18 protein-coding genes and 1 pseudogene are annotated in these 19335 nt (G+C 63.2%); 9 read left to right on the top strand and 10 right to left on the bottom strand.

Annotated features, from left to right (window positions below; translation table 11 throughout):
* Positions 1–399 precede the first annotated feature (399 nt).
* From AC1RMG_RS29235 to AC1RMG_RS29225, 3 genes and pseudogenes are all read left to right on the top strand, one after another.
* Positions 400–1734, top strand: coding sequence for an MFS transporter (locus AC1RMG_RS29235; RefSeq protein WP_011063608.1), 1335 nt, complete (start codon positions 400–402; stop codon positions 1732–1734).
* 91 nt (positions 1735–1825) lie between these two features.
* Positions 1826–2593: pseudogene (locus AC1RMG_RS29230) on the top strand (MCP four helix bundle domain-containing protein); the annotation flags it as partial.
* On the top strand, positions 2585–3448 hold the full coding sequence (locus AC1RMG_RS29225) for a methyl-accepting chemotaxis protein (RefSeq protein ID WP_390897084.1): 864 nt from the start codon (positions 2585–2587) through the stop codon (positions 3446–3448). The pseudogene AC1RMG_RS29230 and the gene AC1RMG_RS29225, both read left to right, overlap by 9 nt.
* A gap of 6 nt (positions 3449–3454) precedes the next feature.
* Here AC1RMG_RS29225 and AC1RMG_RS29220 read toward each other — a convergent pair whose 3' ends face one another.
* The 4 genes from AC1RMG_RS29220 to AC1RMG_RS29205 all read right to left on the bottom strand — a co-directional run bounded on the left by AC1RMG_RS29220 (position 3455) and on the right by AC1RMG_RS29205 (position 7323).
* Positions 3455–4333: a DMT family transporter gene (locus AC1RMG_RS29220; protein ID WP_210458035.1), complete on the bottom strand. Its 879-nt coding sequence runs from the start codon at positions 4331–4333 to the stop codon at positions 3455–3457.
* A 101-nt stretch (positions 4334–4434) separates the two neighbouring features.
* Positions 4435–5250 carry a sugar phosphate isomerase/epimerase family protein gene (locus tag AC1RMG_RS29215; RefSeq protein WP_220223315.1) on the bottom strand — a complete coding sequence of 272 codons (816 nt, stop codon included), beginning with the start codon at positions 5248–5250 and terminating at the stop codon, positions 4435–4437.
* A 7-nt stretch (positions 5251–5257) separates the two neighbouring features.
* Positions 5258–6310, bottom strand: coding sequence for a Gfo/Idh/MocA family protein (locus AC1RMG_RS29210; RefSeq protein WP_103290672.1), 1053 nt, complete (start codon positions 6308–6310; stop codon positions 5258–5260).
* A gap of 236 nt (positions 6311–6546) precedes the next feature.
* The gene (locus AC1RMG_RS29205; RefSeq protein ID WP_011063613.1) at positions 6547–7323 is read right to left on the bottom strand and encodes an IclR family transcriptional regulator; all 777 of its coding nucleotides are present in this window, start codon (positions 7321–7323) and stop codon (positions 6547–6549) included.
* A gap of 320 nt (positions 7324–7643) precedes the next feature.
* Between AC1RMG_RS29205 and AC1RMG_RS29200 the strand changes: the two genes are divergently transcribed.
* Positions 7644–8492: an aldo/keto reductase gene (locus AC1RMG_RS29200; protein WP_065363636.1), complete on the top strand. Its 849-nt coding sequence runs from the start codon at positions 7644–7646 to the stop codon at positions 8490–8492.
* Between the two features lie 80 nt (positions 8493–8572).
* Here AC1RMG_RS29200 and pcaG read toward each other — a convergent pair whose 3' ends face one another.
* The 3 genes from pcaG to pcaQ form a co-directional block, all read right to left on the bottom strand.
* A complete protein-coding gene (gene pcaG, locus AC1RMG_RS29195; RefSeq protein ID WP_015637137.1) occupies positions 8573–9178 on the bottom strand; it encodes a protocatechuate 3,4-dioxygenase subunit alpha in 606 nt (201 codons plus the stop codon).
* A gap of 10 nt (positions 9179–9188) precedes the next feature.
* A complete protein-coding gene (gene pcaH / locus AC1RMG_RS29190; protein ID WP_011063616.1) occupies positions 9189–9908 on the bottom strand; it encodes a protocatechuate 3,4-dioxygenase subunit beta in 720 nt (239 codons plus the stop codon).
* Positions 9909–10011: 103 nt separating this feature from the next.
* Positions 10012–10941 (bottom strand): pca operon transcription factor PcaQ, encoded by a 930-nt coding sequence (gene pcaQ / locus AC1RMG_RS29185; RefSeq protein ID WP_493170844.1) that lies wholly within the window; start codon positions 10939–10941, stop codon positions 10012–10014.
* Positions 10942–11080: 139 nt separating this feature from the next.
* Between pcaQ and ypfJ the strand changes: the two genes are divergently transcribed.
* Together ypfJ and AC1RMG_RS29175 are read left to right on the top strand one after the other, a co-directional pair.
* Positions 11081–11977 (top strand): KPN_02809 family neutral zinc metallopeptidase, encoded by an 897-nt coding sequence (gene ypfJ / locus AC1RMG_RS29180; RefSeq protein ID WP_011063618.1) that lies wholly within the window; start codon positions 11081–11083, stop codon positions 11975–11977.
* Positions 11978–12949 (top strand): alpha/beta hydrolase, encoded by a 972-nt coding sequence (locus AC1RMG_RS29175; RefSeq protein WP_493170842.1) that lies wholly within the window; start codon positions 11978–11980, stop codon positions 12947–12949.
* Between the two features lie 72 nt (positions 12950–13021).
* Here AC1RMG_RS29175 and AC1RMG_RS29170 read toward each other — a convergent pair whose 3' ends face one another.
* The 3 genes from AC1RMG_RS29170 to AC1RMG_RS29160 form a co-directional block, all read right to left on the bottom strand.
* Complete coding sequence (locus tag AC1RMG_RS29170) at positions 13022–13615, bottom strand: HAD family hydrolase (protein ID WP_410036943.1); 594 nt, start codon at positions 13613–13615, stop codon at positions 13022–13024.
* Positions 13612–14481 (bottom strand): acyl-CoA thioesterase II, encoded by an 870-nt coding sequence (gene tesB / locus AC1RMG_RS29165; protein WP_011063621.1) that lies wholly within the window; start codon positions 14479–14481, stop codon positions 13612–13614. The genes AC1RMG_RS29170 and tesB overlap by 4 nt, the downstream gene beginning before the upstream one ends.
* Before the next feature lie 101 nt (positions 14482–14582).
* On the bottom strand, positions 14583–15152 hold the full coding sequence (locus tag AC1RMG_RS29160; protein ID WP_210713680.1) for a GNAT family N-acetyltransferase: 570 nt from the start codon (positions 15150–15152) through the stop codon (positions 14583–14585).
* 75 nt (positions 15153–15227) lie between these two features.
* Between AC1RMG_RS29160 and AC1RMG_RS29155 the strand changes: the two genes are divergently transcribed.
* From AC1RMG_RS29155 to AC1RMG_RS29145, 3 genes are all read left to right on the top strand, one after another.
* Positions 15228–16148 (top strand): histone deacetylase family protein, encoded by a 921-nt coding sequence (locus tag AC1RMG_RS29155; RefSeq protein WP_493170840.1) that lies wholly within the window; start codon positions 15228–15230, stop codon positions 16146–16148.
* An 868-nt stretch (positions 16149–17016) separates the two neighbouring features.
* The gene (gene wbpA, locus AC1RMG_RS29150; protein ID WP_125062943.1) at positions 17017–18330 is read left to right on the top strand and encodes a UDP-N-acetyl-D-glucosamine 6-dehydrogenase; all 1314 of its coding nucleotides are present in this window, start codon (positions 17017–17019) and stop codon (positions 18328–18330) included.
* Between the two features lie 48 nt (positions 18331–18378).
* Entirely contained in the window at positions 18379–19329 is a 951-nt protein-coding gene (locus AC1RMG_RS29145; protein WP_125062944.1) for a Gfo/Idh/MocA family protein, read from the top strand.
* The last annotated feature ends 6 nt before the right edge of the window (positions 19330–19335 follow it).

The following is a 19335-nucleotide window of genomic DNA, read 5'->3' as shown; positions in this document are numbered from 1 at the left end:
GATTGGCGAATTGACGATTTTTCAGCCACTGCGCACCATCGATAGCACGTTGAGCCGGCCCCAAACCCCCGGCTTCAATCACCCAGACCCAGAACACACCATAAAAATTTCAAAAATCGGGTACACCCTCATGCTTGCACTCAACGCCCTTCACTGCTGCACATCCCTTTGGCTGATACCGCCAACGGCCTCAACCGGCACCCTGGAATACGCCGCGCTACAGCCCTGAGCTGCAGCCGACCCGATGGCGTTCGCCTGCCCGGCATCTGCCGCAGCGACGCGCCGCCCCAGCCGATCAACCCGCAGGTTCCCGGGCTGCCATGCCCCCGCCGACGGTTGATCACGCGCCCTTGAGTTCCGACGAGCCCCGGCTCGCCAGTCACTGAACGGATGGCCCACATGACTCCTTCCCAAAGCTCTCGCATCGCCCCGAGCCTCAGCGTTGCCGGCGGCATCGGCGACAAGATCCGCGGCGCCATGGCGGTCGGCAAGACCCGCTGGGGCATGCTCGCCCTGGTGTTCTTCGCCACCACCCTGAACTACATAGATCGCGCCGCACTGGGCGTGATGCAGCCGATCCTGGCCAAGGAAATGAACTGGACGGCGATGGACTACGCCAACATCAACTTCTGGTTCCAGGTCGGCTACGCCGTGGGCTTCGTGCTCCAGGGCCGCCTGATCGACCGGGTTGGGGTGAAGCGGGTGTTCTTCTTCGCCGTGCTGTTGTGGAGCCTGGCCACCGGCGCCCACGGCCTGGCCACTTCGGCGGCAGGCTTCATGGTCTGCCGGTTCATTCTCGGGCTCACCGAAGCCGCCAACTACCCGGCCTGCGTGAAGACCACGCGGCTGTGGTTCCCGGCCGGCGAACGGGCCGTGGCCACCGGGATCTTCAACGCCGGGACCAACGTCGGCGCAATGTTCACGCCCATGCTGCTGCCGCTGATCCTCCACGCCTGGGGCTGGCAGGCCGCGTTCCTGTGCATGGCCGCGCTGGGTGGCATCTGGCTGCTGTTCTGGGGCCTGAAGTACTTCAACCCTGAAGATCATCCAAGCGTCAAAGCCTCCGAGCTGGCCTACATCCAGCAACAGGTGGAGCCGGAAGAAACCCGCGTGCCCTTCAGCCGCATCCTGCGCATGCGCGGCACCTGGGCCTTCGCCCTGGCCTATGCGATGACCGCGCCGGTGTTCTGGTTCTACCTGTACTGGCTGCCGCCGTTCCTCAACCAGCAGTACAACCTGGGCATCAACGTGACCCAGATGGGCATCCCGCTGATCATCATCTACCTGACCGCCGACTTCGGCAGCGTCGGCGGCGGCATCCTCTCTTCGTTCCTGATCGGGCGCGGCATGAACCCGATCAAGGCGCGGCTGCTGTCGATGTTCCTGTTCGCCTGCTGCATCATCGGCGTGATCATGGCCGCCGGCACCGCCAACCTGTGGCTGGCCGTGTTCGCCATCTCCCTGGGGATCGGCGCGCACCAGGCCTGGACCGCCAACATCTGGAGCCTGGTGATGGACTACACGCCCAAGCACATGATGAGCACAGTGTTCGGCTTCGGCGGCATGTGCGCGGCCATCGGCGGCATGTTCATGACCCAGATCGTCGGCCACATCCTGACCGTGACCAACAACAACTACACCCTGCTGTTCACCCTGATCCCGGCGATGTACTTCATTGCCCTGACCTGGATGTACTTCATGGCCCCGCGCAAGATTCCCCGCGTAGAAGACTGATGCTCCTTTCACGCAGGCCCACTCCGGGCCTGCGTTTTTTTATCTGCTCGCCCTCCCCCCCTTTTGTTTTTCCAGACTCGGAGATCGTCCCATGACGCTCGGTAACCTGAGCATCGCCCAACGCGCCGTGATCAGCTTCGGCGTGATTGCCCTGCTGGTCCTGCTGCAGGGGCTGTTCGCCCTCAAGCAAGTGGCCGAAGTCCGCGCCACCGGCCAACACACCGAAAACATTTCCCTGCCCAGCACCCGCTACCTGGGAGAAGTGCGCGACTACGTGTTGAGCATCCGCGTGCTGAGCCTGCGCATGGCCCTCAACCGTGAACCGCAAGTGCTGGAAAGCACCATTGCCCGCCTGCATCAGGTACAAGCCTGGCTCGACCAGGCCCTGGCCAGGTTCGCGCCGCTGGTGGGCGATCACAATCGGGTGCCATACGAAGCATTCCTCGCCACGGTCAAGAGCTACCAACAGGCCCTGGCCCAGTACGAAGCCCTGTCCCGGGACAACCGCAGCAGCGAGATGACAGCGCTGCTCAACGGCAAGATCCAGGATTACTCGACCCAGACCGGCGACCAGTTCACCGAGCTGATGAACCTGACTGCCGAGGAAGTCAGCCAGTCGGCGCAGCATGCCGACGCGCTGTACACCCAAGTAAAAATCACGGTGATCGGCGCCCTGATCGCCGTCGCCCTGCTGACCCTGTGCCTGGCCTGGCTGTTGATTCGCAGCATCGTCGTGCCCATCCGCCAGGCTGTGAGCGTGGCCGAGCAAGTGGCCGCCGGCGATCTCGGCCGCCCCATCCACTGCGAGGGCAGCGATGAAACCGCGCGCCTGCTCAAGGCCCTGGCCAGGATGCAGGCCAGCCTGCGTGAAACCCTGCAACTGATCAGCAGCACCTCGACCCAACTGGCCGCCGCCGCGCAACAGATGAGCCAGAGCACTTATCAGGACTCCAGCCGGCTGCAGCAGCAACACAACGAAATCGAGCAAGCAGCCACGGCCGTCAACGAGATGACCGCGGCCGTCGAGGAAGTGGCACGCAACGCAGTGTCCACCTCCGACACCACCCGCCAGTCCACCGCCCAGGCCACCCAGGGGCAAGCCCGGGTGACCCAGACCCTGGACGCGATCCAGGCCATGAGCAGCGATGTCGGCATCGCCCTGCAGCAAGTGCAGACCCTGGCCGAGCAGTCACGGGAAATCGGCAAGGTGCTGGACGTGATCCGCGCCATTGCCGAACAGACCAACCTGCTGGCCCTGAACGCCGCCATCGAGGCCGCGCGGGCTGGGGAAGCCGGCCGTGGTTTTGCCGTAGTGGCAGACGAAGTGCGGGCCCTGGCCCATCGCACCCAGCAGTCGACCCAGGAAATCGAACAGATGATCGGCCGGGTCCAGGGCGACACCGACAGCGTGGTGCAGTCCATGCACGGCAACAGTCAGCGGGTGGCCCAGACCCTGTCCATCGCCGAGCAGGCCGGGCTGGCCCTGGGGGAAATCACCCGGGCCATGGAACAGATCCACGAGCGCAACCTGGTGATCGCCAGTGCCTCGGAAGAACAGGCCCAGGTGGCCCGTGAAGTGGACCGCAACCTGCTGAACATCCGCGACCTGTCCCTGGAAAGCGCCGACGCCGCCACCCGCACCAACGCCACCAGCCAGGAGCTGTCGCACCTGGCGGCCGGCCTGCAGAACCTGGTGGTGCGCTTGCGCTTTTGAGCCGTCTCAGCGGTGGCGTTGCTGCCAGGCCGCCGCCAGCCCGCTGAGGCAGATCACGGCGATGCCCACCTGGGTGATCAACGACGGCGCGTGGCCGAACAGCAACCAGCCCAGCAACCCGGCAAAGACAATCTGGCAATAACCGAAGGGCGCCAGCAGCGCCGGCGCCGCATGACGAAAGGCCTGGGTCAGGAACAGGTGGGCACTCATGCCGCAGGCGCCCAGTGCCAGCATCAGCAAACCATGGAGGAACCCGGGGGTCTGCCAGAAGAACGGCACCAGCGCCGTCATCACCAGGGTGTTGCACAGCCCGGCAAAGAAGTTGCTGGTGGTGGGGCTGTCATGCTCGGCCAGCTTGCGCGTGAGCAGTTGATAGAAACAGAAGAACAGCGCCGAACAGAACGGCAGCAACACCGCCGGCGTGAACAGCTCGCCGCCCGGATGCACGATGATCAGCACCCCGACGAAACCGCAGATCACCGCCAGCCACTGGCCGCGCGTCACCTGTTCGCCGAGCAAGGGCACCGACAATGCGGTGACCAGCACCGGGGCGAGAAAGTTGACCGCCGTGGCTTCGGCCAGGGGAATGAACAGCAGCGCCGAGGTGAACAACAGGCTGGTGCTCAGCAAACACAGAGCCCGCAGCAGTTGCAGCAGCGGTCGCTTGCTACGTAGTACCCGCAGGCCGGATTGCGGCAGGAAGATCCCGGCCATCAGCAGGGTGTGGATCAGGTAACGGGCCCAGACCACCATGATCACCGGAAAGAATCCCGAGAGGTATTTGGACAGGGCATCGTGGCTGGCGAACAGAAAGGTCGCCAGAACGATCAGCACAATGCCCTTGAAAGGGTGGTTGGTCCCGGAAAGGGGCGTGCTGCGGGTCATGGGCTTTCCTTGGGGCAATTGTAGAAACGGCTTCGCCGGCCAGCCGGCCCCTACCGGAAGTTGGCAGGAGCCGGCAGGCCGGCGAAAAGGCCTGCGCGGCTTCAAATCCGAGCCAGCAACTCCCGGGTTCTGTCCAGGGCCATCTGTGCTCGCTGCAAGGCACTCACGCCCTGCTCCAGCAATTGCACCGTAGGAATCTCCAGGCTCAGGGGCAGGTTTTCCGGCAGGCACTTGAGCAGCCCCGCCAGATCGCAATCGCCCTCCCCCGGGAAACGCCGCTCGTTACGGGCCTGGCGCAAGATTTCCTGCATATCGTCCGGCCGCGGCCCGGCCACGTCGCACAACTGGGCATACCGCAACCGCGCCGGAGCCACCTTGGCCAGGTCCTCCAGGCGCGATCCCGAGCGGTCGAAGTGAAAGGCGTCCACCAGCACGCAGCCGTTGCTGCGACCGGCGTTCTCCACCACGCGCACGGCTTGCTCCAGATTGCGCGCATCGGTCCAGGGCATGAACTCCAGATGGGGGTGCAAGCCATACTGCGCCGCCAGATCACACAAGGCGGCAAAGTTGTCGGTCATGCGGGCTTCATCCGGGTCATTGCCCGCCACCAGCAACTCGCTGGCGGCAAACTCGGCGCCCACTGCCAGCACGCCCTCGAAGTCCTTGATCCGGGTCTGCGGCTTGAGCCGCAGGATTTCCACATCCAGCACCCGCACCCCGGTATCACGTAACCGGGCCAGGGTCTGGCGGCGTAGATCGGCATCCGCCACCAAGGGAAAATGGTGCTCTTGCGGCGTCGCCGGCACCAGCCGCAGGCCAACGTGGCTGTAGCCGGCCTGGGCCGCCACCTCGACCATCTGCGGCGGGGAAAGCTCCAGCACGGTCAGGCTGGCCAGGGAGAAAATCCGCTCACTCATGCGTTCTTCACTCAATCAGGGTTGGGGTGCAGGCACGGCCGGTGGCGGCGGCCTCTCGAATCGCTTCAATCAGCGCCAGGGTGCGCGCGGCATCGGCGGCACTGACCAGAGGCTCGACTTCCCCCCGGGCCACTTGGACAAAGTGCTGCAACTGCAGGCGCAGGGCTTCGCCCGGGTCAAAGGCCTCCTGCTCCATCAGCAGAGGCTCATGCCAGCCGGCCCCGGCTTCGGCGTAGTGCCAGCGCTTGAGTTGGGGAATGCTCAAGGCGCCTGCGGTCCCGGCCAGCAGGTAACAGGGCTGGTCCGGCTGGCGCGGGTACACCGGGTTTTCCCCGGAATCCAGCTCCCAGCTCCAGGGCGCGGCCGCGGCGTCGGAACCGGTCAGGCTGCCCAGGGCGCCGTTGTCGAATTGCAGCAGCACCGCTGCGCAATCCTCGTTGGCGTAGCCGCGCACGCTGTTGCTGGTGATGGCCTGGACCTGGCGCACCTCGCCGCACAGGTGGCGCAGCAGGTCCAGGTCGTGGATCAGGTTGGTCAGCAACATGCCGGCCCCGGCCTCGCGGCGCCAGGGAATGTCGAAATAGTGCTCGGGCTTCTGCAATTGCCAGAGTGCGGTGACGTTGGTCAGGCGCCCCAGGGCGCCGCTGCGCAGCAGTTCATGGGCGCGGGCGATCAATGGGTTGTGCCGTCGATGATGCCCCACCAGCACCGGGACCCCAGTGGTCCGCGTGGCCGCTACCAATTCGCGCACTTCATCCAGATGCACGCCCACCGGTTTTTCCAGCAGCACCGGCACGCCTGCGGCGAGGCAATCCTGGGCGGTGCTGACATGGAGGTTGTTAGGGTTGGCAACGATCACCGCATCCGGGCGGACTTCCCGGAGCAGGGTCTGGTGATCGGCAAAGTGCGGCACCTGCCATTGTGCGGCGACAGCCGCCGCCTGGGGGCCGGGATCGGCCACCGCGCAGAGGCAGGCCTCGGCCAGAGTCTTGAGGTGCTGATAGTGCTGCTGCCCCATATTGCCGACGCCGATCAGGGCGATGCGCAGTGGCGTGCTCAATGGAAGATCCTCTTGTGATTGTTATAGGGACACTGAATTTCAAATATTTAGAACTCAGTTCCACTTTCACACAAGAGGGATAAAAAATACCGTCCGATTATCGAACAGCTTTGTGCCGAGTCGAGGTCTACGTAGCCGCTGCCGCAGGCTGCGAACGGCTGTGATACAGACGCGGCGGTATCAAGGCCACCACCGGCCCAGCGGCAGATCGCCAAGCAAGGCCCCGCGGCGTTATCTCAATTGAACAACTCGGACGCCTGGCTGGCGGCCGACAGTTCCTCGGCAAACTGCAACAGCAGTGGCGCCAGTTCGTGCAGCCGCGCCAGAGGCAGGCGTGCGCTGGGCCCGGCAACGCTGAGCACGCCCACGACCCGGCCATCAATGGGATGGCGCACCACCGCGGCGATCGCCGAGGTGCCCACGGCGGAGCTTTCTTCGACCCAGGCATAGCCCTGCTCCCGGGCCAGGCGCAGGCGCTCCAGCAGTTCGATGTTCGAGCGCGGAGCGTTGGGCCCCAGGTCCGTCGGGGGCTCGGCCGCCTGGCGCTCCACCAGGGACAGGGCCTCGGCATCACTCAGGGTGGCCAGCCAGGCATGCCCGGAGGCGGTATAGAACAACGGTGCCTCACGGCCCATGTCCGGGTCGTAGCGCAAGCCGGAACGGGCGCCCTGGGACTTGGCGATCCAGGTCTGGCGCTCGCCCTCGATCACGCCCAGGCGCACCAGCTCGCCGGATTCGACCGCCAGGCGGTCCAGTACTGGCTGAACGATATCGGCGCCGCTGGCGGACAGGTAGCGAAAGCCCATGGCTACCAGCCGCGTGGACAGCTGGTAGCGCAGGTTGTCCGGGTTCTGCCGCACATAACCCAGGCGGATCAGCTCCGCCAGCAAGCGGTGGGTGGCGCTTTTGGGAATCTCCAGTTGCTCGGCCAGGGTCTGCAGCGGCAGCCCACGGGGATCAGCGGTAAGACGTTCGAGAACACTGAAGACGCGTTCGATTTGACTGCCAGCCATGGTCGGGTCCCGACAAAATTTGGCCGATTCTAGAGACAAGCGGCCGGTTGGGGAACCGGGCGGCGGTGTTCGATTACCGCCCGAAATCGGCGCCGATCGAGTCTTGTACCCGGCACGGCGCCTTGTGGCAGGGTAGCCGAGCTCGTATATTTTTTGGAACCCGCTTCCATAAAACGCAAAATAACGGCTTGCCCGCCGCATCGATTTTCCGGGCATTTTCCGCCCGCCAATGCTGTCCAACCTTCAGCAACACCCCCGCAGCCCGGATCGTCACTCGCCCCTCAACCGGCTGTGCTCTTTTATCCACAGGGAGATTGCCCATGCCTCATACCCTTGACTGCCCCGTCCTCACCCACAGCGGCCTGCACATGCCCAAGCTCGGCCTGGGCACCTGGCCAATGCTCGACCAGGAATGCACCCGCGCCGTGGAACAGGCACTGGAACTGGGTTACCGGCATATCGACACCGCCCAGGCCTACAACAACGAAGAAGCGGTGGGCCAGGCCCTGGCCAACACTCCTGTGCCCCGGGAGCAGATCCACGTCACCACCAAGGTCTGGTGGGACCAGTTGCAACCCACCGCCATGCGCCACTCACTGGAGCGCAGCCTGAAAGCCCTGCAAACCGACTACATCGACCTGTTCCACATTCACTGGCCCACCAGCGACTGGGAACTGGAACGCAGCATCGAAACCCTGGTGTCGTTCAAGGAGCAGGGGCTGGTGAAACACATTGGCGTGGCCAACTTTCCTCTGGCCCTGCTGCGCCGAGTGATCGAAGGGCTGGGCGCGCCGCTGTCGGCGATCCAGGTGGAGTACCACGTGCTGCTGGGCCAGAGCGGCCTTCTGGACTACGCCCGCGAGCGCGACATGGTGTTGACCGCCTATACCCCGCTGGCGCGCAACAAGGTCTCAGAGGTGGCCGAAATCCAGCAGATCGCCGCCAAGCACGGCGTGCTGCCGACCCAGGTGGCCCTCAAGTGGCTGCTCGACCAGGACAATGTGGCAGCCATCCCCAAGGCCAGCAGCCGGGCCAACCAACTGGCCAACCTGGAGTCCCTGAAGATCCACCTGGACGATGCAGACCGGGCGCTGATCGCCGCCCTGCCCAAGGACCAGCGTCAGGTCAGCCCGGATTTCGCTCCGGTGTGGGACCACTTCGACCACTGAAACGAAACGCCCCCTGACACCGCAGCGTGGCGTCAGGGGGCGGATTCTCGAGCGCTGGCCATCCCTGGCTTGGCGATACTTCAGAAATCGAAGAACACCGTCTCGCCTTCACCCTGGATGCGAATGTCGAAGCGATAGGCGCGCTGGCCATTCACCTCGCAAGGATGGGCCAGCAGGGTTTCCCGGCGCTGGGGCTGTTCGATCAGGTTCAGCACCGGGCACTGGGCGTTGGCTTCCGGCTCATCGGCAAAGTACAGCCGGGTGTGCAGGTGGATATTGATCCCCCGGGCAAACAGCGACAGGTTGATGTGCGGCGCCATGGGCACGCCAGCTGCGTTGTTCACCACCCCGGGCTTGACCGTGTTGAGTGTCCATTCCCCGGCATCGAAGGTGGTGGCGGTGCGACCGAAGCAGTTGAACGGCTTCTCCGTATCGAACACCGGGTCGTAGACCCCGGCGTGGTCGGCCTGCCAGAACTCCAGGAATGAATCGCGCACCAGGTGGCCATTGCCATCGTAGACGTGGCCGATCAGCAGGATCCGCTCACCCGGCGCATCGGCCTTGGCCATCTGGTTCCAGATTTCCTCGGGGCGCGGCGGGTTTCCCGCGGCCGCCAGGGCCAGGCCGATATGCACATAGGGGCCGGCCGTTTGCGAGGGGGTTTCAGGCAGCAGTTGAACAGGCATGTCAGGCTCCTCAGCAGTTCTCGAAGTGGGTCTTGCGCTGGCCGCGCAGCACGATGTCGAAGCGGTAGGCCAGGCAATCCATGGGGTTGGCGCCGCCCATGTCCAGGCGCGCGATCAGGCTCTGTACCGCGTCCGGGTTGGCGATGGACTTGACGATCGGGCACAGCGGGATCAGCGGGTCGCCTTCGAAATACAGCTGGGTGATCAGGCGCGTGGCGATCGACGGGCCACTGATGGAGAAATGGATATGCGCCGGGCGCCAGTCATTGGGGCCGTTGCGCCACGGGTAGGGGCCGGGCTTGATGGTGCGGAAACTGTAGTAGCCATCACGGTCGGTGAGGGCCCGGCCGACGCCACCGAAGTTCGGGTCCAGGGGCGCCAGGTAGCGGTCGTTCTTGTGCCGGTAGCGGCCGCCGGCGTTGGCTTGCCACATTTCCACCAGGGTATGGGGAATGGGTTTGCCGTACTGATCGCAGACCCGCCCGGAAACGATGATCCGCTCGCCCACGGGCAAGCCACCATTGTTGAAGTTGAGCAGCAGGTCGTTGTCGAAACGCCCGGTGCGCAGGTGGGAAAAGTCCGGGCCTGTGGTTTCACTGACCGATTGTGGAATGCTCACCAGCGCCTGGCGCGGGGAGCGAGTGACGGAGGTCTTGTAGTCGGGGGTCAGGGCCTTGGGGTGCCAATTACGGTCGCGAATCACGAAGCGACTGCTGTCTGCATCAGACATGTCGATCTCCTGTTGTTTGATTTATGGAGCGCAGCCGGCGCAGTTTCAAACAAACCAGGAGCGGGGAAAATTGAAATGCCGCCCTCAATCAATAACCAAATGGTTATGGATAACTGCCCTCGCGATAGGCCAGCCCCACTTCCCGGAGCACCTCCACCGCCCATTGCGCCGCCAGGGACAAAGGCAGGCTGGCATTGCTGGAAATCCCCACCGAGCCACCGGGTTCGCGCAGGCCCAGGTCCAGCTCCCGCAGTTCACCATTGGCCAGGTCCAGGCGCACGGCATCCAGCGGCGCGATCCACAGCGCATCGCTGGACAAGGTGTAGCGTCGGCTCAGGGCCACCGAGAGGGTTTCCAGACGCTGCTGCGACGGGGCAATGCCGCACTGGATGAACAGGCTGTCGGCGTGCTTGCGAATGCTGGTGCCGGCCAGGGGCAGCACCAGGGGATAGGCGCTCACCGCGTCGCGGTCCAGAGGGCCGGTTGCCAGTGGATGCTGCGGACGGGCCACCAGGGTCATGGATTCGCTGTACAGGTGCTCGAAGCTCAGGCCGTGGATCTCCGGGCTCTCGGTCATGCGCCCCACCACCAGGTCCAGGTCGCCGACCCGCAATTGCGACAGCAGGTAAGCACTGGGGCCGGTCAGCACACTCACGGTCAGCGCCGAATGGCGCTGATGCAGGCGCCGCATCACCTCCGGCAGCAGCAGGCTTTCCACCGTGGAAAGCACACCGATGCGCACCAGCCCGGCGGCGTACTCACCGCCGCGCAGGCTGCTGACACCTTCCCGCAGGGCCTGCACCGAAGGCCCGGCATAACGCAGGAAGGCCCGCCCGGCCTCGGTCAGGCTGAGGCCGGCCTTGCTCCTGGCAAACAGCCGGGTCTCCAGCAACTCTTCCAGTTCCTTGAGGGTTTTCGACATCGCCGGCTGGCTCACCGCCAGGACATCGGCCGCCCGGGCCAGGCTGCCCTGGCGGGCCATTTCAAGAAAACACACCAAGTGACGGAATTTGATGCGGGTATCGATGTTCAATAGGGAGCCCCGAATGCACCTGGATCGGATCGATCCGTAACCGGGCCATGGTAGCGTGCAGAAAAATCCCTGACGACCGGACTGGCGCCGGTTCGAGCCACCAGCAACACTGACCAGCAGAAAAAACGAGGACACCCCCATGCTTTGGAAAAAAGGCCGGCGCAGCGACAACGTCGTGGACGCGCGAGATGACAGCAGCGCCGGCGGTGGCGGTGGCATGCGGTTCGGTGGAGGCAAGGGCTTGAGCCTGACGGCGATCGTACTGATCGTCGGCATCGGCTGGGCCACCGGCCAGGATCCGCTGCAGATCCTCGGGCAACTGCTGGGCCAGCAGAGCGGGCAGACTTCAGCGCCGGCCACCACCCAGGCACGCAAGGCACCACCGGCCAATGACGAACAGGCAGAGTTTGTCCGCGCCATCCTCGGTGACACCGAAGACACCTGGGGCCAGATCTTCCAGCAAGCCGGCCGCCAGTATCAGCCGCCCAAGCTGATCCTGTTCCGGGGCCGGGTCAATTCCGCCTGTGGCGCGGCCACTTCCGCCAGCGGGCCCTTCTACTGCCCCGCCGACCGCCAGGTGTACCTGGACATGGACTTCTTCCGGGAGATGGCCCAGCGCTTTTCCGCCGCCGGCGACTTCGCCCAGGCCTACGTGATTGCCCATGAAGTCGGGCACCACGTGCAGACCCTGCTCGGGGTCTCGGCAAAAATCCAGGCCGCGCGCCAGCAAGGCCAGCAGATGCAAGGCGATGGCGGCCTGCTGGTACGCCAGGAGCTGCAGGCCGACTGCTTTGCCGGGGTCTGGGCCTATCACGCACAGAAGCGCCTGAACTGGCTGGAACCCGGGGATGTGGAAGAAGCCCTGAACGCCGCCAATGCCATCGGTGACGACCGCCTGCAGCAGCAAGGCCAGGGCCGGGTGGTGCCGGACTCCTTCACCCACGGCACCTCGGCGCAGCGAGTGCGCTGGTTCAAGACCGGCTTCAGCCAGGGCCAGGTCAGCCAGTGCGATACCTTCAGCGCCAGGAGCCTGTAGATGCGCCGCTTGCTGGCCCTGCTGCTGTGCCTGGGTGGCTGCGGCGCCCAGGCGGCGGAACAGGGGGTCAAGGTCATCAGCCCGCAACGCCTGCCCCTGGAGGGCGGGCAACTGGCGCTGGGCCTGAGCCAGGATTGGCGCCAGCCGCTGCCGGGCGTAGAGCGGGCCCTGATCATCGTTCACGGCCGGCTGCGCAACGCCCAGACGTATCTGCACAGTGGGCAAAGCGCTGCCGGGCAGGCCGGGCAAAGCACAACAACCCTGGTGATCGCCCCGCAGTTTCTCAACCAGAGCGACATCGCCCGCCATCAATTGCCAGACGCGCTACTGCGCTGGAAGGGCAATGGCTGGATGGCCGGCGAGCCTTCAGTGGGCCCGCAGGTCGTCAGCTCCTATGCGGTGCTCGATGCCATCCTCCAGCGCCTGGAAGACCGCAAACGTTTTCCAGCACTCAAGGAAGTGGTGATCGCCGGTCACTCCGGCGGCGCCCAGGTGGTGCAGCGCTATGCGCTGAGCACCGGCAGCCACCCCGAGCTGGAAAAGGCCGGGATCGGCCTGCGCTACGTGATCGCCAATCCGTCGTCCTACGCCTACTTCGACGCATGGCGCCCGGTGGCATTCGAACCGGCCAGTTGCCCGGGCTTCAACGACTGGAAGTACGGCCTGAACCGGCTACCGGCCTATGCCGGCGGCCATTCCCCGGCGCAGCTTGAACAGGGCTACGTGACGCGCGACATCACCTACCTGCTGGGCCAGCAGGACACCGATCCCAACCATCCCGCCCTGGACAAGAGCTGCGCCGCCGAGACCCAGGGCGCGTACCGGTTGATTCGCGGGCACAACTACTTCGACTACCTGGTGCGGCGTCATCCGCAAGGCTTGCTGCAACGGCTGGTGGAAGTGCCCGGGGTCGGGCATGACGGTGACCGGATGTTCACCTCGCCCGAGGGGCAGGCGGCAGTGTTCAAGTAAAGAAAGGCGCTGCCTGGAATGACGCTTTCGCCGGCAAGGCTCCGACGGGAGCCTTGCCGGCGAACAGGGCCCTCAGGCCGACAGCAGGTCGCGCAACTGCGCACAATCCCGGGCATGCCAGTCGGTCAGCTCCGGCCAGGGGTTGTCCGGCAGGTTGACCAGCACCGTATGGGTCCCGGCGGCCCGCCCGCAGTCCAGGTCGAAGCGATAGTCCCCCACCATGACCATCCGTGACGGCGAGACATCCCAGGCTTCGGCCAGCTTCAGCAAACCGCCCGGATGGGGCTTGGGCGGTGCTTCGTCGCGGCCCAGCACGTCGGCCTCGGCAAAGCAGTCCGCCAGGCCGATGGCCTCCAGGGTCACATGGGCCAGCTCTCTCGCATTGCGGGTGAGGATGCCCAGGCGATAACCGCGCCCGGCCAGTTCCCGCACCAGTTCCACCGCACCCGGCGCCGGGCGCGAACCCTGGGCCAGGTCGCGCTCGTGTTCCAGCAGCCAGGCATGCTTGGCCGCGGATTCGTCCGCCGGCAAGGCCGCCAGGTGTGTGAGGATGTCATCCTCGGCAGGAATCGACAGCGCCTCGCGGATCGCCGCGAAATCATGCACAGCGATGGTCAGGGTGCCGTCCATGTCGAACACCCAATGTTTTATCTCTGAAAGACTCATGCCCAATCCTTGCGATGGCGGATCAACCCTTCCTGAGTCACCGAGGCCACCAACTGCCCGGCACGGTTGAACACGCTGCCCCGGGAGAAGCCCCGGGAGTTTCCGGCCCAGGGGCTGTCCATGGCATACAGCAGCCAGTCGTCAGCACGCAGGTCGGCGTGAAACCACAGAGCGTGGTCGAGGCTGGCGACCTGCATGTCCTTCTGCCACACCGACTTGCCGTGGGGCAGCATCGAGGTGGTCAGCAGGCCGAAATCCGAAGCGTAGGCCAGCAGGTACTTGTGCAGCGCCGGGCTGTCGGCCAGGGCGCCGTCGGCGCGAAACCAGACGTACTTCACCGGATCCATGGGCTGCGGGTTATAGGGGTCCTTCTCGGTCACCGGGCGCACTTCGATCGGCTTGGGGCACAGCAGCTTCTCGCGCATGTGCTCGGGAATCAGGTGGGCGCGCTGGGTGGTGATCTCCAGCTCCGATGGCAGGTTTTCCGGCCCGACCACCTGGGGCATGCTGTTCTGGTGCTCGAAACCCTGTTCGTCGTACTGGAACGAGGCGCTGCAGGTGAAGATCGGGTTGCCTTTCTGGATCGCCGTCACTCGCCGGGTGCTGAAGCTGCCGCCGTCGCGCACCCGGTCCACCTGGTAGACCACCGGCAGCGCGGCATCCCCGGGGCGCAGGAAATAGCCGTGCATGGAGTGCACATGGCGCGCCTCCTCCACCGTCTGACTGGCCGCGGACAACGACTGGCCGAGCACCTGGCCGCCAAACAGCTGGCGAAAACCGAGGTCCTGGCTGCGACCGCGAAACAGGTTTTCTTCGATGGCTTCCAGGGTCAACAGATCGACCAGATCATCCAGCACATGACTCATTCAGACTCTCCTCACACAGAGCAAAACCGCGCAATCTCGGCTGCGGCGGTCAAATCAATTGGGGTCGCACCTCATCGGCACATTCTAAACGTGCGCGCTTGCTATCCATGCAAGGTTTCCAACCATTGTTCGCGGGTAATGCGGTACAGCACATGCTCGCGCAGCGGGTGATCGCCAGCGAGGTTCGGATGCTCGAAGTCGTCCTCGGCAGCGTGATGCATACCAATGGCCTGCATCACCTTCTGCGACGGCAGATTGGTCCGGGTCGTGAACGCCACCACCTCCTCCAGCGCCAGACGATCGAAAGCGCAGCGCAGGGCGGTCCAGGCGGCCTCACTGGCGTAACCCAGGCCCCAGTGCTCGCGGGCCAGGCGCCAGCCGATTTCCACCGCCGGCGTGAAGGGCGCTTCGAAACCCACGACGCCCAGACCGGTAAAACCGATGAACTCACCGCTATCCTTACGCTCCAGGGCCCAGAGTCCGAAGCCATGCTCGGCGAAATGCCCGCGCACCCGGCCGATCAGCGCCGCGCTTTCCAGACGGCTCAAGGGCGCCGGAAAGTAGCGCATGACCTGCGGATCGGCACACATCGCCGCAAATGCCGGCAAATCATCGTCGCGCCATTGACGCAGCAGCAGGCGCGCGCTTTCGAGTTGCAGTATCGGCTCCATCAGTACCCTCCGTTTCCGTGGGTGCAAGTCTACATCGCTGGTAGGATCCTTCACGGGTTCCTCTAAGAAAATGCCATGCCATTGCCATTGATCTATCACGACGACTACAGCCCCGAGTTCCCGGCGGAGCACCGCTTCCCCATGGACAAGTTCCGCCTGCTGCGCGATCACCTGGTGGACAGTGGCCTGACCCGGGACGACGACCTGCTGCGCCCCGAGCTGTGCCCGGCAGAAATCCTCGCCCTGGCCCACGACCCGGCCTATATCGAACGCTACATGAGCGGCGAGTTGTCCCGGGAGGACCAGCGGCGCCTTGGCCTGCCCTGGAGCGAAGCCTTGGCCCGGCGCACGGTGCGTGCGGTCGGCGGCTCCTTGCTGGCCGCCGAACAGGCACTGGAACATGGCCTGGCCTGCCACCTGGCCGGCGGCACCCACCACGCCCACTATGACTACCCGGCGGGGTTCTGCATCTTCAACGACCTGGCGGTGATCAGCCATTACCTGCTGGAAAGCGGGCGCGTGGGCCGGGTGCTGATATTCGACTGCGATGTGCACCAGGGCGATGGCACCGCGCGGATCCTGCAACATACCGCCGACGCGGTGACCGTCTCGTTGCACTGTGAAAAGAACTTCCCCGCGCGCAAAGCCCAGAGCGACTGGGATATCCCGCTGCCCATGGGCATGGGCGACGCCGACTACCTGAACGTGGTGGACGACACGCTCAACTACCTGCTGCCCCTGTACCAGCCGGACCTGGTGTTGTACGACGCTGGGGTCGACGTGCATCAGGACGACGCCCTGGGCTACCTCAAACTCACCGATGCCGGCTTGGCCGAACGCGACGAACGGGTCATGCGCCATTGCCTGGGCCGCGACATCCCGGTGGTCGGCGTGATCGGCGGCGGCTACAGCAAGGACCGCCAGGCCCTGGCCCGGCGCCACGGCATTCTTCACCACAGTGCCCAGAAGGTCTGGGAATCGTCAGGGTGCTACTGACATCCGCAGGCCTTACCCACATCCACTGTGGAACCGCTTGTGGATAAGCTGGGAGAAAGCCTCTGCAGCCCTTGTCCCACGGGGCCTCAAGGCCATCGCCTGTTTTTTGATCAGTGACATCAGATGGTCATACAGTTGTGAGCGGCTTACCCCCAATCCCTGTGGAGCCGCCTGTGGATAACCTGCGCGAAAGGCGCTACAGCCTTGGCTCCACAAGGCCTGCAGACCGATGTTCACTTTTTGAACAGTACAGCGCTCCGCTCACAAACCTCTTCGTCACGCCGTCTTGCCGGCAACAGTTTGAGCCAACGACCTGGTTCTTTCAGACGTCGAACTGGCGAAGACCTTGACGAGGCTATCGGACATTTCACCGAATACAGGTAAAATGTCCCGTTCAATGACGACAGATTCGGCGGCGACTGCGGTATGCAGCACTCGGGGGGAGAAGTTTTGACCGCATCATTCGCTGCAGCCTCTCGCTGCAAAAGCGGTATTGCCATGGCCGGCTTTGACGCCGATCTGCTTCTCATAGGCCCGTCCAACCTGCACTCGTGCACAGGTGGGAACAGCCAATCCGGCATTTGCCTCAATAACCGCGAACGACTGACAGCGGACGCCTGGTGTGCCAGGCCGATCAGGGCCACCGATTTATTCTCAGTGTGCCGCGCTGTCACCAACGGAGCTCACGCGAGGAGCCTTGCGAAAGACATGCTGGAGGCCGAGACCGCCTTATGCATCTAGTTCGAGGCAGACTTGGGTTTTAATAATTGTTTTTTACTTAATAAAATTAAAACTTCCAGCCCCACGACAACTTAAAGTTAAACACTTATTCAATATTAAGACGAAAGTCCAGTCGGAGTTTTAATTGATGTCAGACATCAAACAGGCAAGCATTGAAAAATTCAAGAGCAGAGAAGCTCTGATCGGTATTATCGGGCTTGGCTATGTCGGCTTGCCGTTGATGTTGCGCTACAACGCAATTGGTTTTCGCGTGCTGGGCATTGATGTCGACCAGAACAAGGTCAATCAGTTGAATGCCGGCCAAAGCTATATCGAGCACATTCCTGCCAGCAAGATTGCTGCAGCCCACGCCAGTGGCTTTGAAGCGACCGTGGACTTCAGCCGCGTCAGTGAGTGCGATGCGCTGATCCTGTGTGTCCCAACTCCGCTGAACAAGTATCGCGAGCCGGATATGAGCTTCGTGATCAACACTACTGACTCGCTGAAGCCCTATTTGCGCGCCGGTCAGGTGGTCTCACTGGAAAGCACTACCTATCCCGGGACCACCGAGGAAGAACTGCTGCCTCGCGTTGAAGAAAGCGGGCTCAAGGTCGGTGAAAATATCTTCCTGGTCTACTCCCCAGAACGCGAAGACCCGGGCAACCCCGACTTTGAAACACGCACCATCCCGAAAGTGGTTGGCGGCCATACCGCAAGCTGCCTGGAGGTAGGTGTTGCGCTGTACGAACAGGCCATCGACCGCGTAGTGCTGGTGAGTTCGACCAAGGCTGCGGAAATGACCAAGCTACTGGAGAACATTCACCGCGCGGTCAACATTGGCCTGGTCAATGAAATGAAAGTCGTCGCCGACCGCATGGGCATCGACATCTTCGAAGTTGTGGACGCTGCGGCCACCAAGCCCTTCGGTTTCACCGCCTATTACCCAGGCCCCGGCCTGGGCGGCCACTGCATCCCAATCGACCCCTTCTATCTGACCTGGAAGGCGCGGGAATATGGCCTGCATACCCGCTTCATCGAACTCTCCGGCGAAGTCAATCAGGCCATGCCCGAGTATGTTGTCAGCAAGCTCGTGGATGCTCTGAATGATGACTGCCGCGCTCTGAAGGGCAGCCGTATCCTTGTACTGGGCATCGCTTACAAGAAGAATGTCGATGACATGCGTGAGTCACCTTCCGTCGAGATCATGGAACTGATTGAAGCCAAGGGCGCCATCGTCGCCTACAGCGACCCTCACGTGCCTGTCTTCCCGAAGATGCGCGAACACCATTTCAACCTCTCCAGCGTGCCTTTGACTGCCGATACCCTGGCCGGCTTCGATGCTGTTGTTCTAGCCACTGACCACGACAAGTTTGACTATGAGTTGATCAAGTCCAGCGCCAAACTGATCATTGATAGCCGTGGTAAATACCGCCAGCCTGAAGCCCACATCATCAAGGCTTAATTTTTTCAGTCCTGGTCTATCCGAGACAATGTTATTTGGAGCGTTCTAGTGAAACGTTTTGCCCTGATTGGTGCAGCCGGCTACATAGCCCCACGCCATATGCGAGCTATCAAGGACACCGGTAATGAGCTGGTTTGTGCCTATGACATCAACGATTCGGTCGGCATCATCGACAGTCTCTCCCCGCAAAGCGAGTTCTTTACCGAGTTCGAACGTTTCTACGATTACGCCTGGCGCCTGAAGCGTGATCCAGCCAAGGCACTGGATATCGTGTCCGTCTGCTCTCCCAACTACTTGCACCATCCGCATATCACTTCGGCCCTGCGCATGGGCTGCGATGTCATCTGCGAGAAACCACTGGTTCCAACCATCGCCCTACTGGACGACCTGGCCCTGACCGAACGCGAGACCGGCAAGCGCCTCTGGAACATTCTCCAACTGCGCCATCACCAGGCGATCATTGACCTCAAAGAGAAAGTCCAGAACGAGAAGCGTACCCACAAGCATGAAGTCGAACTGACCTACATCACTTCCCGTGGTAACTGGTACATGGAGAGCTGGAAAGGCGACCAGCGCAAGTCATTCGGTGTAGCCACCAATATTGGTGTGCATTTCTACGACATGCTGCATTTCATTTTTGGCAAATTGCAGCGCAATGTCGTGCACCACAGCAGTGCTTACAAGGCTGCAGGGTATCTGGAATATGAGAACGCCCGAGTACGCTGGTTCTTGTCCATTGACCAGAATGATCTGCCTGATGCCGTCAAGGGAAAGAAGCCAACCTACCGTTCGATCACCGTTGATGGTCAGGAAATAGAGTTCTCCGAAGGTTTTACCGATCTGCACACCGTCAGCTACCAGGCAATCCTGGACGGCAAGGGTTACGGCATCGAGGACGCGCGGCACTGCGTCGAAACCGTAGAGGTTATCCGTTGTGCTACGCCAGTCACGTCGCAGGACGGCGAAGGGCATCCATTCCTCGCCAACCTGGCTCGCTGAGGTTCC

This window comes from Pseudomonas sp. GW822-FHT04H02 (assembly GCF_058800645.1).
This window is presented reverse-complemented; position numbering and strand designations above follow the sequence as displayed.